General features: G+C 39.0%; 15 protein-coding genes, 1 tRNA gene and 1 other RNA gene. All 17 read left to right on the top strand.

Annotated features, from left to right (window positions below; all coding sequences use genetic code 11):
• Window positions 1-38: 38 nt before the first annotated feature.
• The 17 genes from E7B10_RS04715 to E7B10_RS04635 all read left to right on the top strand — a co-directional run bounded on the left by E7B10_RS04715 (window position 39) and on the right by E7B10_RS04635 (window position 17,086).
• The gene (locus E7B10_RS04715) at window positions 39-1,985 is read left to right on the top strand and encodes a YgiQ family radical SAM protein (RefSeq protein WP_287507311.1); all 1,947 of its coding nucleotides are present in this window, start codon (window positions 39-41) and stop codon (window positions 1,983-1,985) included.
• Between the two features lie 56 nt (window positions 1,986-2,041).
• The gene (locus E7B10_RS04710; RefSeq protein WP_278451709.1) at window positions 2,042-3,079 is read left to right on the top strand and encodes an ABC transporter substrate-binding protein; all 1,038 of its coding nucleotides are present in this window, start codon (window positions 2,042-2,044) and stop codon (window positions 3,077-3,079) included.
• A gap of 55 nt (window positions 3,080-3,134) precedes the next feature.
• Window positions 3,135-4,481, top strand: a complete 1,347-nt coding sequence (gene rimO / locus E7B10_RS04705) for a 30S ribosomal protein S12 methylthiotransferase RimO (RefSeq protein WP_278451708.1) — start codon at window positions 3,135-3,137, stop codon at window positions 4,479-4,481.
• 37 nt (window positions 4,482-4,518) lie between these two features.
• On the top strand, window positions 4,519-5,766 hold the full coding sequence (locus tag E7B10_RS04700) for a competence/damage-inducible protein A (protein WP_287511427.1): 1,248 nt from the start codon (window positions 4,519-4,521) through the stop codon (window positions 5,764-5,766).
• Window positions 5,767-5,770: 4 nt separating this feature from the next.
• Complete coding sequence (gene recA, locus E7B10_RS04695; RefSeq protein WP_004696404.1) at window positions 5,771-6,811, top strand: recombinase RecA; 1,041 nt, start codon at window positions 5,771-5,773, stop codon at window positions 6,809-6,811.
• A gap of 2 nt (window positions 6,812-6,813) precedes the next feature.
• Window positions 6,814-7,257 (top strand): regulatory protein RecX, encoded by a 444-nt coding sequence (locus E7B10_RS04690; RefSeq protein WP_039965037.1) that lies wholly within the window; start codon window positions 6,814-6,816, stop codon window positions 7,255-7,257.
• 118 nt (window positions 7,258-7,375) lie between these two features.
• Window positions 7,376-8,977 carry a ribonuclease Y gene (gene rny, locus E7B10_RS04685; protein WP_004696400.1) on the top strand — a complete coding sequence of 534 codons (1,602 nt, stop codon included), beginning with the start codon at window positions 7,376-7,378 and terminating at the stop codon, window positions 8,975-8,977.
• A gap of 257 nt (window positions 8,978-9,234) precedes the next feature.
• Window positions 9,235-11,007: a DNA primase gene (dnaG, locus tag E7B10_RS04680; RefSeq protein ID WP_004696399.1), complete on the top strand. Its 1,773-nt coding sequence runs from the start codon at window positions 9,235-9,237 to the stop codon at window positions 11,005-11,007.
• A 28-nt stretch (window positions 11,008-11,035) separates the two neighbouring features.
• On the top strand, window positions 11,036-12,196 hold the full coding sequence (gene rpoD, locus E7B10_RS04675; RefSeq protein ID WP_004696398.1) for an RNA polymerase sigma factor RpoD: 1,161 nt from the start codon (window positions 11,036-11,038) through the stop codon (window positions 12,194-12,196).
• 205 nt (window positions 12,197-12,401) lie between these two features.
• Window positions 12,402-12,740 carry a 6-carboxytetrahydropterin synthase QueD gene (gene queD, locus E7B10_RS04670; protein WP_021148329.1) on the top strand — a complete coding sequence of 113 codons (339 nt, stop codon included), beginning with the start codon at window positions 12,402-12,404 and terminating at the stop codon, window positions 12,738-12,740.
• Window positions 12,727-13,470, top strand: a complete 744-nt coding sequence (locus tag E7B10_RS04665) for a 4Fe-4S cluster-binding domain-containing protein (protein ID WP_042986446.1) — start codon at window positions 12,727-12,729, stop codon at window positions 13,468-13,470. Before queD ends, E7B10_RS04665 begins: the two co-directional genes overlap by 14 nt.
• A gap of 86 nt (window positions 13,471-13,556) precedes the next feature.
• Entirely contained in the window at window positions 13,557-14,120 is a 564-nt protein-coding gene (gene folE / locus E7B10_RS04660) for a GTP cyclohydrolase I (protein WP_021148327.1), read from the top strand.
• A gap of 65 nt (window positions 14,121-14,185) precedes the next feature.
• Window positions 14,186-14,260, top strand: a tRNA-Ile gene (locus E7B10_RS04655).
• Between the two features lie 192 nt (window positions 14,261-14,452).
• Entirely contained in the window at window positions 14,453-15,175 is a 723-nt protein-coding gene (locus tag E7B10_RS04650) for a class I SAM-dependent methyltransferase (protein WP_287511430.1), read from the top strand.
• A 20-nt stretch (window positions 15,176-15,195) separates the two neighbouring features.
• Window positions 15,196-16,299, top strand: a complete 1,104-nt coding sequence (locus tag E7B10_RS04645; RefSeq protein ID WP_287511432.1) for a Nif3-like dinuclear metal center hexameric protein — start codon at window positions 15,196-15,198, stop codon at window positions 16,297-16,299.
• 49 nt (window positions 16,300-16,348) lie between these two features.
• Window positions 16,349-16,699: RNase P RNA component class A (gene rnpB / locus E7B10_RS04640), an RNA gene on the top strand.
• Window positions 16,700-16,756: 57 nt separating this feature from the next.
• Complete coding sequence (locus tag E7B10_RS04635; RefSeq protein ID WP_205112493.1) at window positions 16,757-17,086, top strand: co-chaperone YbbN; 330 nt, start codon at window positions 16,757-16,759, stop codon at window positions 17,084-17,086.
• Window positions 17,087-17,354: the final 268 nt, after the last annotated feature.

Genomic DNA, 17,354 nt, shown 5'->3' with positions numbered 1-17,354 from the left:
ATCTGATTAGGCATGATAGAAAGGCATTTACACAATCAATGGATAGATTTTTAGTAACAGAACCTTCGGATATGAAGGAACGTGGTTGGGCTGAATTAGATTTCGTTCTCATCAGTGGGGACGCTTATGTGGACCATCCATCCTTTGCGCCTGCGGTTATCGGTAGATACTTGGAATCCAAAGGTTATCGTGTAGGCATTATAGATCAACCAGATTGGAATGATGTCGAGGCTTTCAAAAAACTAGGTAAACCACGTCTTGCATCCCTAGTTACAGCAGGGAATCTAGATTCAATGCTCAATAAATTTACGGCAGCAAAGAAAATTCGCCGTCAAGATGATTATTCTCCCGGTGGTGAATCAGGGCATCGTCCGGATCGTGCTACCTTGGTATATGCCAACCGCATGAAGGAGGCTTATAGTGATGTACCTCTTATCATCGGTGGTATAGAAGCGTCCTTGCGCCGCTTTGGTCATTATGATTATTGGTCAGATACGGTACGTCGCTCCATCTTAGTAGATTCTAAGGCAGATGTACTCGTCTATGGTATGGGAGAGCTTCAAATCATTGAACTAGCCGATGCCTTAGATCAAGGACGATTTAAAGAGTCCTTGCCGTCTATACGCGGTATTTGCTACATGGCAAAGGAAATTTCTACTATTGACTATGTAGAGTGCCCATCCTATGAAGCTATTAAGGCGGATAAGATGAACTTTGCCGATGCATTTCGCATTCAATACGATGAACAAGACCCGTTCTATGGTCGTATTGTAGTCCAAAAACATGGGGATAGATATCTCATTCAGAACACACCTGCTTTACCATTGACGCAGGACGAAATGGATGGTGTCTATAACTTGCCATATACTCGAAAGTGGCATCCTAAATACGATGATAAGGGTGGTGTACCAGCGTTAAGCGAGGTTCAGTTTAGCCTTGTGAGCCAACGAGGTTGCTTTGGCAGTTGTTCTTTCTGTGCTATTACTAATCACCAAGGGCGTATCATCCAGAATCGTAGTCATGAGTCTTTGATTGAAGAAGCTCACATGATGATCAAGATGGACAACTTTAAAGGGTATATTCATGATGTAGGGGGCCCTACGGCAAACTTCCGCCATCTAGCTTGCGATAAACAAGCTGTTTATGGTGCGTGTAAAGGTCGTACTTGTGCGGCTCCAGAGCCTTGTGAAAACTTGAATACAAATCATGATGACTATATTGCTTTACTGCGTAAATTACGTAAACTAAAAGGTGTAAAAAAGGTATTTGTTCGTTCTGGTTTGCGTTATGACTATGTACTAGCCGATAACAATAAAGATTTTGTGCGGGAACTTTGCGAGTTTCACGTAAGTGGGCAGCTAAAGGTAGCTCCAGAACATGTATCTAAACGGGTTACCAATATGATGGGGAAAGCTGGTAAAGAAGAATTCCTAACCTTTAAGTCTTGGTTTGAAGAGGCGAATAAAAAGCTTGGTAAGAAGCAATATTTAGTTCCGTACTTTATGAGCTCTCATCCAGGTTGTGCGTTAGAGGATGCTATTGAATTGGCGGAATTTTTACGAGACCACCATATGTACCCTGAGCAAGTACAGGATTTTATCCCTACACCGGGTAGTCTTTCTACTTGCATGTATTATACGGGCATTAATCCACTAGATGGAAAGCCTGTATATGTTGCTAAAAAGGGGCGAGATAAAGCAAAACAACGCGCTTTGATGCAGTTTAAAAATATTGAAAACTATGATCTTGTTAAAGAGGCTCTCATAGAAGCCAATCGACGTGATTTAATTGGCTTTGGCCCGGAATGCTTAATTCCACCGCGCCTAATTAGTGGAAATTCTAAGCGTATTAGCCAATCTAGTAAATTCCGTAATGGCAAACGAGATTGCGAACCTAGGAATCAATGCCGGACTGCCAAAAGGCGTAGTAGAGATGTGACTAAAGTTCGTACATCTAATAAAAGTTTTGGTGGTCGTTACATGTAGGGAGTAGCTTTAGCTACTCTCATTTTAAGATACTTTATGTCTTATGGGAGGCATATATGAAACGATGGATTGCTCCGAGCATCTTAGCATTATTTGTGGTAGGAATGTTGATCTATGGCATAAACTTTTACCAACAAGAACAAATAGAACAGGCCAAAGAGCCTATTCGTGGTGAAATTATAGTCTATACGGACTTACCTAATACTTTGACAGCTATGCTTGCTGAGCGTTATGAAGAGGAACAAAAGGTAAAAGTCACTGTAATGCCTCTTACAGAGGAACAAATGTCACAACGGTCGGCTTCTACCGTGGCTGATACTTCTGGTGATTTGGTGCTAACTTCTGAAGATAATCTCGTAGTTGGTGCCAATGCAGGTAAATATATGCCCATCGTCAATGAACGTATTGACGAGGTACGTGATAATCTAAAGGATCCAAATGGCTATTGGGTTGGTCTCTGGTACGATCCAATCGTATTTGTTCAGAATGATACCTTCCATAATGGCATTGGTAAATATATTACTACATGGGAAACATTGGGAAAACAAGGTGATTGGTCTATCGTTATGACTGATTTTGTAGCATCTCAGAATGCGGCCAATTTGCTATATAATATGGTAGAGTATAAAGGGGAACCAGAGGCTCTTGAATACTTATATAGTTTGAAGCCCCATGTGGTTCAACATGCTAAATTTTTGTCTACTCCAATACGCCTAACTGCGCTAGGGGAGACAAATATTGGTATTGGTAACTTGTCTGATGCGGCGCAATATAGTCATCATGGGTATCCAATTAAGATCATTTATCCTAAAGATGGTACGTCTTATTATGTGACTGGTGCTGCCGTTTTAAAAAATTCAAAACATAAAGCAGATAGTGTAGAGTTTATTAATTGGTTACTATCTTCTAAAACGGCGAAATATATGGTAGAAAAGAATTTTACTTATATATTTACTAATCCTGAGATGGATGAGCCAAAAGATTCTATGGGGCATGATTTAGTATTATGGCCTGTGAATGGTGGCTATACTCTAGAAGGTAAAAAGTTACTATTAAATCATTGGGTTAGTCAAGTACGATTCCGTAAGGACTAAGTCAGTTGTATAAATCCAAGAAATAAATAAGAATCTAGTGACGAAAGGATATAGAATGGGGAAAAAATTAGGATATGTTAGCCTAGGTTGTGCTAAAAATTTAGTAGATACAGAGGTAATGTTAGGCTTATTGAGAGATAATGGCTATTCGATTACAGAAGACTTAAGCGAAGCAGATCTTATCGTTGTAAATACCTGTACTTTTATTGAAAAAGCTAAGGCTGAGTCTATAAATACCATCCTTGAGGTTGCCCAATATAAGGAGGATGGTACTTGTAAGGGCCTTATCGTAGCAGGTTGTCTTAGCCAACAATATCAGGATGAATTATTCCAAGAAATTCCTGAAATTGATGCATTAATCGGTACCGGTGCATGGGATCAAGTTATGGTAGCCGTTGATGCTATTGAGCACGGCAATCGCAGTTGTATCATGGAAAATATTACGAATATCTATGATGAACGCATGCCTCGTATTCAAACAACACCTCGTTATAGTGCATATGTAAAAATTGCAGAAGGCTGTAATAATGGGTGTACATTCTGTATTATTCCTAAGGTACGCGGTGCATTCCGTAGTCGTACTATCGAGTCTATTAAGGCTGAAGTGGAACGATTGGCTGCGACAGGGGTTAAGGAAGTTGTCCTTATCGCTCAAGATACAACGAGCTATGGTATCGACCTTAATGCTGGTAAACCATTATTGACGACATTGTTAAAAGAATTAACAACTGTAGAAGGCATAGAATGGATTCGCATGCTATACCTATATCCGACATTTTTCTCTGATGAATTGTTAGATATTATCGTTAATGAGCCAAAGCTTTGTAAATATGTAGATATTCCATTGCAACATGTTAATAACGATATTTTGAAACAAATGAATCGCCGAGACGATCGCAATGATATTGAGCGCTTGCTTAAGAAGATTAGAAATGCACCGACTCATATTACATTGCGCACCTCTATCATTGTTGGATTTCCTGGTGAAACAGATGAACAATTTGAGGAACTTTGTGACTTTGTAAAAGAAATCAAATTCGATAATATGGGCGTATTTACGTATTCTCAAGAAGATGGTACACCAGCTGGTGCTCGTGAAGACCAAATACCAGAAGAGGTCAAAGAAGAGCGTTATCACGTTCTTATGTCCATCCAAGCTGCTATCTCTGAAGAGAACAATCGTAATTTAGAAGGTACCATTGATTATGCGATGGTAGAGGAAATCGAAGAAGGTGAACATGATACATTGCTTGCAAAAGGCCGTTTGAAATCTCAAGCACCTGATGTAGATGGTAATATGTATATTGAAGATTGTGGTGAAGACATTCAACCTGGTGATATTCTTAAGGTACAAGTAGAGCAAGGCTTTGCTTATGATGTAGTAGCTACGGTTGTAGAATAATACACAGTTCGATACATTCGATTGTGGAGGTGATCTGATGATTGTAGAACTTATTTCTACAGGTTCAGAATTATTGCTAGGTGATACAGTAAATACGAATGTATCTTGGCTAGCACAAGAGTTAAATAAATTAGGATATACCATTGCCCATCAATCGGTGGTAGGTGATAATCCGAAACGAATGGCTGAAGTTTTTCAGCTCGCTAGTACAAGGGCTGATATCGTTATTAGTACTGGTGGGCTAGGACCAACGCAGGGCGACATTACACGTAATGTACTTGCCGATTCAATTGGCAGACCTATTGTGTTTAATCAAGAGGCCATGAACGAGCTTGAAAGGTTTTTTAAAAGTGTAAACCGTACTATACCCGATGCGAGTCGGCGAGAAGCACAATTACCAAAAGGGGCAAAGGTATTATATAACCCTGTTGGAGTTGCTCCAGGTGTAGTCGTTGAAGATGGCGACACTACGTACATACTTTTACCTGGACCTCCTGGAGAAATGAAGGGCATGTTCCAAGAGAGCGTAGTTCCTTATTTAAATGGCCGATTTGGTTCTCAAGGTGTTGTTACATCCTATCGTTATGGCGTATATGATATTCGTGAAATTGATTTAGAAAGCACCTTGATGGATCTAATTAAGAAGCAATCTAATCCGACCATAGCTTTGCTCATTAAAAAAGGCTACATTGAGGTTCGTATCACTGCTAAGGCTGAAACATTAGAAGCGGCACAAGACCTGCTTAATCCTTGGGATGCAATCATACGAGAACGCTTAGGCTCTTGCATAGGGCGCAACTTAACAATTTCTATGGAGGAAACATTAGGTCGAACCTTGTTAGAGGAACATAGTACTATTAGTACTGCTGAATCATGTACATCAGGATTGGTTGGTAAATTACTGACTAATGTCAGTGGCAGTAGTGAGTACTATATGGGTGGTGTCATTTCGTATAGTAATGATGTGAAACATCGTGTTTTAGGTGTACCACAAGATATGTTAGATGCGTATGGCGCTGTTAGTGAACAAGTGGCTAAGGCTATGGCAGAGGGGGCACGAACTGTTGGCCAAACAACATATGCTGTTTCTACGACAGGCATAGCTGGTCCTGGAGGTGGTACTCGAGAAAAGCCTGTTGGTCTTGTATGGTTTGGTGTTACTGGTCCATATGGCACAGTGGCCCATAAAGCTAATTTAATTGGCAATCGAGAAGATATTAGACAAAGTGCGGCAGAACTAGCACTATACTATGTTTATACTTATATAACAGAAAAGGGGAAATAAAATAATGGCTGTAGATGGCAGACAAGCAGCGTTGGATAACGCGTTAAAACAAATTGAAAAAGATTTTGGTAAAGGTGCTATTATGCGTCTTGGTGAAGCGGCAGATCGCATGAATGTAGAGGTGATTTCCTCTGGTTCTCTTGCTATCGATATTGCTGTTGGTGTAGGTGGTTTCCCTCGTGGCCGTGTAATTGAAATCTACGGTCCAGAATCTTCTGGTAAAACAACAGTCGCTCTTCACGCTGTAGCAGAAGCTCAAAAACAAGGTGGTATTGCAGCATTTATTGATGCGGAACATGCGATGGATCCTGTATATGCTCGCAACTTGGGGGTAGACATCAATAATTTGTTGATTTCTCAACCAGATAATGGAGAACAAGCTCTAGAAATTACAGAAGCTCTTGTTCGCAGTGGTGCAGTAGATATTGTTGTAGTTGACTCCGTAGCGGCTTTGGTTCCTAAAGCGGAAATCGATGGCGAAATGGGCGATGCTCACGTAGGCTTACAAGCTCGTTTGATGAGTAAAGCTTTGCGCAAATTGACTGGTATCATCAGTAAATCCAAAACAGTTGTCATCTTCATCAACCAATTGCGTGAAAAAGTAGGTGTTATGTTCGGTAATCCTGAAACAACGACTGGTGGTCGTGCGTTGAAATTCTATTCTTCCGTACGACTTGATGTTCGTAAAGGGGAATTAATTAAAGCAAACAACGAAAATGTTGGCGCTCGAACAAAAGTCAAAGTTGTCAAAAATAAGGTGGCACCTCCATTTAAGACAGCTGAATTTGATTTGATGTATGGCGAAGGTATCTCTAAAACTGGCACACTTATTGATATTGGTACAAATATGGAAATTATTAATAAATCTGGTGCTTGGTACTCCTATAATGGGGAACGTATGGGGCAAGGTAAGGAAGCGGCTAAACAATACTTGTTAGAGAATCCACAAATAGCTGATGAAATCGATCGCATTATTCGTGATACATTGGCTGTTGGCACTGAAGAAATCGATGTAATCGGTGAAGAAGTAACTGAAGAAGTATAATCATGAGTGACGAAACGATGCAAGCTGCTATGGATCAAGCGTATCGCTTCCTAGCTCAGCGCTTCCTTAGTTCTTATGAGCTGACGCAGAAAATGAGACGTAAACAATTCGAGGACCCTATCATTGAGAGGGTCCTTGAGCGCCTTAGAGATTATGATTACATTAATGATGAACGTTTATCTGAGCAAGTATTAACCTATTTGATGAAAGAACAGAAATACGGTGCTTATATGATTAAGCAAAAAATGAAACTTCGAGGACTTGCGATTCCTCAAGAAATTTCTGCTTATGATGAGGTAAAAGCTGCTTATCGGGTGGTAGAGAAAAAATTTGGATCTATTCTCAATGAAGAGAAGACTCCTCGGGTAAAAGTTTTTAGTTTTCTCAAATACAGGGGGTTCTCAACAAGCACAATTCAAGTTGTATGCAATGATTTTTATGAATAAATTCTGCTTTTTGAGAGGCCTTGGTAGGCTTGTAAAATCTTGACAGAAAGGGCTTTGAAGTCTAAAATTAATAATAGCCTTATTTATTTATATGATGATATGGCTAATTGATAATTTAATGCATAAAGGGCATAAAAAGGAGCATGAAAGCTCAATTTTGAGAAATAAAAAGGAGGTGAAAGAAATTTTAGAGTATAGTCTAATTGCAGTGGTAATGGTACTGATTGGACTAGGGGTAGGCTATTTTTTAAGAAAAAATATTGCTGAAGGAAAACTGAATCAAGCTGAACAAGAGGCTGCTCGCATCATTGCAAATGGTGAACGCACAGCTGAGTCTAAAAAGAAAGAAGCTTTATTAGAAGCGAAAGAAGAAATTCATAAGCTCCGTTCTGATGTAGAACGAGAAAATAAAGATCGTCGTTCTGAACTTCAACGTATGGAACGTCGTATTCTTCAAAAAGAAGAATCTTTGGATAAAAAATTAGACAATATTGAGCACAAAGAGGAAGCTTTACATCGCAAAGAAGCTGACTTAGCCCAAAGCCGTGAAAAGGTAGAAGCTTTGTATGAAAAACAAATGGCAGAATTGGAACGTATTTCTGGCATGACGTTCGAAGAAGCAAAAAATATCTTGTTAACGAATGTGGAACAAGAAATCCGTCATGAAACGGCGATTATGGTTAAGGAAATGGAGCAGCAAGCTAAGGATGAAGCGGAGAAAAAAGCGAAAGAAATTATCTCCTCTGCTATCCAACGTTGTGCAGCTGACCATGTAGCGGAAACTACCGTATCCGTAGTGGCATTGCCTAATGATGAAATGAAGGGGCGCATTATCGGTCGTGAGGGCCGTAACATTCGTGCACTCGAAACATTAACAGGTATTGATTTGATTATCGATGACACACCAGAAGCAGTTATTCTTTCCGGCTTCGATCCAATTCGTCGTGAAGTGGCTCGTATTGCGCTGGAAAAATTGATTGTAGATGGTCGTATCCATCCAGCTCGTATTGAAGAAATGGTTGGTAAAGCTCGTAAAGAGGTGGACCAAACTATTAAAGAGGCTGGTGAACAAGCGACATTTGAAGCTGATGTTCATGGCTTACATCCTGAAATTGTTAAGATTTTAGGCCGTTTGAAATATCGTACTAGTTATGGTCAAAACGTATTGAAACATTCCATTGAAGTATCTCATTTAGCAGGTTTAATGGCAGCTGAACTAGGCTGTGATGTAACTTTGGCTAAACGAGGTGGTTTGATTCATGATATTGGTAAAGCATTAGACCGTGAACTTGAAGGTTCTCATGTTCAAATCGGTGTTGATGTGGCTCGTAAATATCGTGAAAGTGCAGCAGTAATTAACTGTATTGGTGCTCATCATGGTGATGAAGAGTTCCAAACCGTAGAAGCTGTATTAGTAGCTGCCGCTGATGCTATCTCCGCTGCCCGTCCAGGAGCACGTCGAGAAACATTAGAAAACTACTTAAAACGTTTATCTAAATTGGAAGAAATCGCTGAATCCTTCGAAGGCGTTGAAAAATGTTTTGCTATTCAAGCCGGTCGTGAGATTCGCGTTGTAGTAAAACCGGATAAGATTGATGAAGCTGAGTCTACATTACTTGTTCGGAATATCGTAAAACGCATCGAGTCAGAACTTGAATATCCAGGCCAAATTAAGGTCGTAATTATTCGTGAAACTCGCGTTGTGGATTACGCAAAATAATATGCTATAAGCGATAAGTATAGGCTGCAATGTTTTCATTGCAGCCTATTGTTATCAAAGTTTCGGTAATTATATATTGCTATATACGGCGTATAGGAATCATCATTTACATTGCGTTGTAGATGATGATTCCTATGATTCGTATCAAGTTATTTATACTTTTTTAATAATTTAATTGATTAAAATGCTTTACAAATAGAGGATTTTTTATTTGTATATAGAATTAATATATATATATGGGGAAGGAGGCGTTGGCTATGAGCCGATATTTTGAAAATGAGTTGATTGAACAAATCAAAGATGCTAATGATATCGTGTCAGTTGTATCCGAGCATGTAGCCTTAAAGAAACGCGGCAAGAACTATTGGGGTTGTTGTCCATTTCATAATGAAAAAACGCCATCCTTTAGTGTAGCCCCTGAAAAGGGTTTTTATTATTGCTTTGGGTGCCATGCATCAGGAAATGCTATTAAATTTCTTATGGAATTAGAGCATTTAACTTTTGTAGAAGCCCTAGAGCGGCTAGCTAATCGAGCTAATATTCCATTGCCAGAGGCGAAACTTTCACCTGAACAAAGAGCTAGAGATGAAAGGCGCAAAAAACTGTATGAAGCTTCTGATTTAGCGTCTACCTTTTTCCATAACTGTCTCACTCAAACGTCTATTGGTAAAGTGGGATTAGATTATTTGAAAAAGCGAGGGCTCACACAAGAGACCATAGAAACATTTAAGCTTGGTTTTGCTCCTGATGGTTGGGATAAGTTATATCGTGCCTTTCATGAGCGTGGCATTGATGATTCCATTCTTTTAGAGTTGAATCTTGTCCGAAAGAACCAAAAGGGTCAATTTTATGACTTCTTCAGAAATAGAATTATGTTCCCTATTATGGATGGTAAAGGGCGAGTAGTTGCTTTTGGTGGACGCGTTATGGATGATAGTACACCAAAATATTTAAACTCTCCAGAGTCATCAATCTTTGAAAAAGGTAAACTCTTATTTGCCTTTGATAAGGCTTATAAATCTATTCGTGAGGAAAAACAAGCTATTCTTGTAGAAGGCTATATGGATGTTATATCCGCTCATAATCATGGTGTTACTAATGTAGTCGCATCATTGGGGACTGCTTATACAAGAGATCATGGGCATATCTTGATGAGGCAAGCTGAAGAAATCGTGTTAGCTTATGATATGGATGGTGCTGGTCGTCAAGCGGCTGCTAGGGCTATTGAATTATTGCAAAATACGGATTTTAAGGTGCGTGTCCTTGCCATGCCAGACGGTAAAGATCCAGATGATTATGTGCGTAATCATGGGGGACAGGCATTTAAGGAGTTAGTTGCTAAAGCTGTTAAACCTCTTGATTATCTATTAAGTGAGTCTTTGATTAAACACGATACAAATGATACAGAAGGGAAGCAGGCTGTTATGGCAGATGTTTTCCCATATATTGCAAATATAGATAGTCAAACACAGAGAGATGATGCTTTAAAAACATTGGCATTGCCATTATGGCTTGATAATAGTACTATTTTTAGATACTTTAGAGATTATGTGAAAAAAGGACAAATTGAATTAGTGGATACTGCATCAACACCTTTGCCAACACAGGATTTACCAAAGGGGGATGCGGAAAAATTATTGTCCTTAGCTTTCACAGATGGCGAAGTATTACAACATATGATGAGCTATTTGCCATTAGAGGACTTTGAAAAAATTGAATATCGAGGTATAATAGAAAAGCTATTCACCTTGTATAAGTCCGAAGGTCGTCTAGATGAAACTGCAATTCAATCTGTTTTATCTTCTCAAGAATACGATATTTACTCTAGGTTGGTCGTCATGAGTGACGATGAATATAAGGTACAAGTGCCTGCATTAATCCGCAAGATAAGGCTCCATTCATTGCGTGAACAGTATAAAGCGCATTCAATTATGGCGGATCAATTAAAACGAGCAGGAGATTCGACGTTTATTAGCGAATTACATAAGTGTCAGGAAATACAGAATTTAATTAGAGAATGGTCTAAGTAAATCATTAATGGTTAAAAAGGAGAGCGCTGTGGCTAAGAAAGTACAAAAAAGTCAAATAGAGGAGATTGTTGAGCAACTTCTTGAAAAAGGCCGTAAGAGCGGTGTGTTGACACAATCCGAGATTTCAGATGCTCTTCATGAGCAGACGGAAATTACTGCGGAACAATTAGATGATATTTATACGACTTTGGGTAAATTGAATGTTGAGATTGTGGCAGATATTGATGCTGATGATACAGATAGTCATACAATTGAAACGGATGAAGATGAAGACGAAGTTTCTAGCGAGAAGAAAATTTCTATCGATTTAAGTGTTGATTCTGGTGTTAATATTGATGACCCTGTACGAATGTACCTAAAAGAGATTGGTCGCGTACCATTGCTTTCAGCTGACGAAGAAATCGTATTAGCTAAGCAAATCGAAGCTGGTGCACAAGAGGATGCTACATATAAAGATATTCAACTTAGCAAAAAGGCTAAGAAAAAATTGGTAGATGCTAATTTGCGGCTAGTTGTAAGTATCGCGAAACGTTATGTAGGTCGCGGTATGTTGTTCTTGGATTTAATTCAAGAAGGTAACCTAGGTCTGATTAAAGCGGTAGATAAATTCGATTATACTAAAGGTTATAAATTTTCAACGTATGCTACATGGTGGATTCGTCAAGCGATTACGCGTGCTATTGCAGACCAAGCTCGTACGATTCGTATTCCTGTACATATGGTAGAAACAATTAATAAATTGATTCGTATTTCTAGACAATTGTTGCAAGACAAAGGTCGTGAGCCATTGCCAGAAGAAATTGCTGAAGGTATGGGAATTACTGTAGAGCGGGTGCGTGAAATTCAAAAAATCGCCCAAGAGCCAGTATCCTTGGAAACTCCGATTGGTGAAGAGGAAGATTCCCATTTAGGGGACTTCATCGAGGACCAAGATGCGATTGCTCCAGACGATGCAGCTAGTTATATTTTATTGCAAGAGCAAATTGAAGATGTATTTACATGCTTGACTGATCGTGAGCAACAAGTATTGATTTTACGTTTTGGGTTGAAGGATGGTAAGCCTCGCACATTGGAAGAAGTTGGTCAACATTTCAATGTAACAAGAGAACGTATTCGTCAAATTGAAGGTAAAGCGCTTACTAAATTGCGCAACCGCGGTAAACGTGATAAAATCAAAGACTTCTTATAAGATTTTGAATCTCTTAAGGGTTGTAATGCAGTGTTGTATAGCACTGTATTACAACCCTTTTGTGTTATAATAAAAAATGGTAATATCTTACAATAAAAAGTAATTTATGATAAGACTTACGTAATAGACAAGCGTTTCATGTAATAGCGATAAGTTTTATGTAATAGATATAAGTTGAAAGCTTATGTAATAGATAGGAGATATAATGTTTACAGTTACTAAACGGTTAGAGGTGAGTGCATCTCATCAATTAAAACTAGATTATCCGAGTAAATGTCAAAATCTTCATGGGCATAACTGGATTATTACAGTTCATGCACGCTCTGAAGAGTTAGATCATAACGGGATGGTCATCGACTTTACGATTATTAAAGAAAAGATTCATGGTCGCTTGGATCATCGCCATATCAACGATGTACTAGGTGACATTAATCCTACTGCGGAGAATATGGCAAAATGGATTGCTGATGAATTGGGCCCAAAATGCTTTAAAGTAGAGGTTCAAGAATCTGAAGGGAACACAGCTGTTTATGAACGTGATTGAGATTTTTGCCTCTATTGATGGGGAAGGTAGTCGGCAAGGCTTGCTGACTACATTTTTACGTCTTCATGATTGCAATATTCGCTGTTCCTATTGCGATACGACTTATAGTTACGGCATTGATAGTATTTTCACAGAGATGACTGTAGCTGAGGTGGCTGATGTTATTGAAAGCTTAGGTAATCATCGCATTACTATTACTGGTGGGGAGCCCTTATTGCAAGAAGCCGCTGTAGTAGAGCTAATCGATGAGTTAAATCGTCGGAAGGCTGAAACAATGCAGGATAATACATCAGGTCAAGCTGGTTCAACTTGTATTATTGATATAGATAAATTTGATAAACGAGAGATGCTTAATAATAGCCTTTATGATTTCAATATTGAAACAAATGGCACGATTATACCGAGTTTTCATAGAGATAATGTGTGGTTTACCTACGATTATAAAACACCGTCTTCTTTAGCCGAAGAGTCTATGAATATAGACATATTCAAGGTGGCTACAGAACGAGATCTTATCAAGTTTGTCGTTGGTTCTCCAGAAGATTTGGATTGTATGCGTCGCATAATTGACCAATATCCTACAGCGGCTCAAATATATGTATCGCCTGTATGGGGACAGATTGAAGCGGTATTGATTATCGATTATATGAAAGCATATAATTTGCAAAATGTACGATTTCAACTGCAAATCCATAAATTTGTCTGGGATCCAGATACAAAGGGTGTATAGTATTATTAGGATGTGTAGTGTCAGTATCTTTTTTTATGCATAGTATGATATGGGATCTGATGGAATCTTGATATAAAGGGGTAAATATGGATACAAAAAAAATAGAATCGCTTATATATCAGTTGTTAGAAGCACTAGGTGAGGATCCTAATCGGGACGGTTTGTTAGAAACACCGAAACGGGTAGCTCAAATGATGGAAGAGGTATATGAAGGCATTCAGTATACAAATGCTGAAATTGCAGAAATGTATGGTAAAACCTTCGCTGTAGATACAAATCAAATGGTAGTAGTAAAGGATATTACTTGCTTCTCTCATTGTGAACATCATATGGCATTGATGTATGATATGAGTATCAGTATTGGGTATATACCAAAAGGTCGTGTCATAGGTTTATCTAAGATTCCTCGCATAGCTGAAATGTGTTGCAAGCGTTTACAATTGCAAGAAAAAATTGGTGAAGATATTGCGGAAGTAATTTCTTTAGCGACAGGGTCTAATGATGTTATTGTGCACATTATATCGTCGCACAGCTGCATGAGTGCACGAGGCATTAAATCTACAGATAGCCAAACGACTACACTAACTACTAAAGGCGTATTTAACGAAGATCATATGATTCACCGTTTTATGCTAATGAAACAGTCTTAAGATTTGAGTTTCCTTGACTAAATGATAGTCTATTCGGTATAATTAATAGGCTAGAAACTAACTGAGGGCCTATAGCTCAGGGGTAGAGCAACCGGCTCATAACCGGTCGGTCCCTGGTTCGATCCCAGGTGGGCCCACCATTATGTTGATATCTACCGTCCTTGAGATTTCAAGGACGGTTATTTTTATATGTAGCTCATTTTGAGGTAACATAATAGAGATTATTTCAGAATAGTATTGTGTTTAGAGCTATATAAACGAGAACAAATAAGTAAGAAAATAATCAAGAATTAGTAATTAAGAATAAATAATTAGTGATAGTAGAGGAAGTTATGGAACCTAGATCTATGATGGACCGCCTAGAAGCGGTATTCTCAATCGTACCAAAGGCTCATGCCATTGCAGATATTGGTACCGATCACGGCTATTTAGCGGTAGAGCTTATCAATCGTCAACGTGCTGAATATGTCATTGCCGGGGATGTGCATAAGGGTCCGTTAGAGTCTGCAAGAGCATATGTTGAGTCTTGTGGATTAGCCCCTAAAGTAGATTGTCGTTTAGGCGATGGTCTTAAGGTGACAGAAAAGGGTGAGTTGAATGGTGCCATTTGTTGTGGTATGGGTGGCTTTTTAATGCGAGATATTATAGATGCAGGTCCAGAACTATTAGAGTTCTATGTGTTGCAGCCACAGAATGGGCAAAAAGAATTGCGTCAATACATGGTTCAGAAGGGATATGTTATCGTTCTAGAAATCATTGTAGAAGATGCTGGTAAGCTCTATACAGCGTTTTTAGCAGTACGCAATGATTGTGTAGAAGCTTATACAGGTATGACTGAATATGTAGATGTTTATCAAACGTTACCGGAAGATTCCTTGTTGTGGTCTGTAGGGGCTTTATTGGAACAAGACAGACCACCACTTTGGATAAAATATATAGAGTATTTAATATATCAACGACAATGTGCCTTGGAGGATATGACAGAGAAATTAAGTCATATTGATAAATATCAGGATTTAGAGCAGGAAGTTAATTTTCTTCGGAATCTTTTATAGAATAGAGAGGAAGTGATTTTATGACGACGGTTCAACAAATTATTACTGTAATGGAACAACTAGCACCCCGCTCTTATGCAGAGTCTTGGGATAATGTAGGTTTAATGGTGGGCAATCGGAATGCAGTTGTTACAGGTGTAGTGACTACGTTAGACGTAACAGAAGAGGCTGTAGAATATGCTATTGAACAGAATTGTAATCTAATTATTAGTCATCACCCATTGATTTTTAAAGGTTTGAAACAATTATCCTACGATACAGTACAAGGACGCATGATCAATCGCTTGATTCAACATAAGATTGCCGTATATAGTGCTCATACGAATCTTGATATTGCATCAGGCGGTCTCAATGATATGTTGGCGAAACAATTAGGCCTCACAGATATTAAGGGCTTTATTAAAACTGGTGAAGAGGTGCTCTATAAGGTGACCACCTTTGTACCTGAAAGCTCGGCTGATGCGGTTCGTTTGGCTATGGGCGATGCAGGAGCAGGTCGAATTGGTAATTACGAGTATTGCAGCTTCAGTACCCATGGTGAAGGGCGCTTTGTTGGTAATGAAGATTCTCATCCTGTCATTGGGACAGCTGGTGCTTTGACAGTGACTCCTGAGGTACAAGTAAATGCTATAGTCGATGGTACGCATTTAAGCGAAGTCGTAGCGGCTATGAAATCAGCTCATCCGTATGAAGAGGTGGCTTATGAGGTTTTGAATATAGTTGAGCCTACTAGTTTAACTCAATATCTAGGCCGGGTAGGTCGCTTGCCTAATGCATTAAACTTAGAATCTTTCCGTGAATGGGTACAAGAGGCATTGCCTGATGCTAATATTCGCTTTGCCGGTGTTGCGCCAGAAACAATTCAATCCATTGCGCTATGCTCTGGTGCAGGTGCTGAATTTATTAAGGATGCTGCTAGATTACATGTAGATGCCTATATCACAGGTGATGTGAAGTATCATGAGGCGCAAATAGCTAAGGAATTAGGCTTACTCGTAGTTGATGCGGGGCATTTTGGAACTGAGTCTATAGTAGCGCGTGGCTTGCGTGATTATTTAATTTCTACAAGGCTTACTGTTCCTGTGAAAGCTTTTACAGAACAAAATGATTTCTTCTTTGTGTAATGATGCATTTTCTTGCAACAAATTGTTAGCTATGATAAACTGAATTGAAGCAAGTATGAAAGACGATTGCGAGTCTATAAGACTCGAGGAAAGTCCGAGCTCCATAGGGCAGGATGCCAGATAACGTCTGGCGAGGGTAACCTTAGGGAAAGTGCCATAGAAAAGGAAACCGCCACGTAAGTGGTAAGGGTGGAAAGGTGAGGTAAGAGCTCACCAGCAGTCTGGTAACAGGCTGGCTCGGTAAACCCCATCCGGAGCAAGACCGAATAGGGAAGGGTTAAGGGTGGTCCCGCCTACCTTCCGGGTTGTGTCGCTCGAGCGTGCAGGCGACTGTACGCCTAGAAAGATAATCGTCACCGCGCAAGTGGAACAGAACTCGGCTTATTGATTGCTTGCTTCCATATTTAACATATAATTGATAGTATATAAGATTGTAGATCTTTGTTAGGAGAACTTCATGGCAATTACAGCAATTACTAGTGTACAAGAATTTGATGAGAAAGTGCTTGGCGCTAAAGGTTTAGCTATTGTTGATTTTTGGGCTGGTTGGTGCGAACCTTGTACCGTTATGCGTCCAGAGATTGAAGATGTAGCAGAGCGTTTAAAAGGTCAAGTAGAATTCTTTAGTGTTGATGCAGAAGATAAAAATCTTCGCGGTATTTTGTTAAAAGAAGATGTTGATGGTATTCCATCCTTAGTATTCTTCCGAGATGGTAAAATGCTTGATTCCCTTGTGGGTTATAAAAAAGCAGATATGCTTGAGTCTCTAATAAAGGAAGTTATCTAATTAATTAATAACTAGGAATTCGTAGAAAATAAATAACATGAGGCTGTATATAAGAAAAGTTAATTTCTTATATACAGCTTTTTTGTTAAATTTTATAGTTTTCAAAAATGTTAAGTGATATAATATAATAGTAAAAATATGATTGTCATCATGCTGGTTGAACTTCGTCAAACTGATAGAGTGAGCTCATAAAAATGATTTCTGTCATAAACGTTGTAGTTTATTAAGTAATATAATTATATTGCGCAAAGTTGTTGTAAGGAGGCTA

The sequence above is a fragment of the Veillonella sp. genome (assembly GCF_032470285.1).
GTDB lineage: Bacteria > Bacillota > Negativicutes > Veillonellales > Veillonellaceae > Veillonella.
The sequence above is the reverse complement of the archived record's forward strand: the minus strand, read 5'-3'. Positions and strand labels throughout refer to the sequence as shown.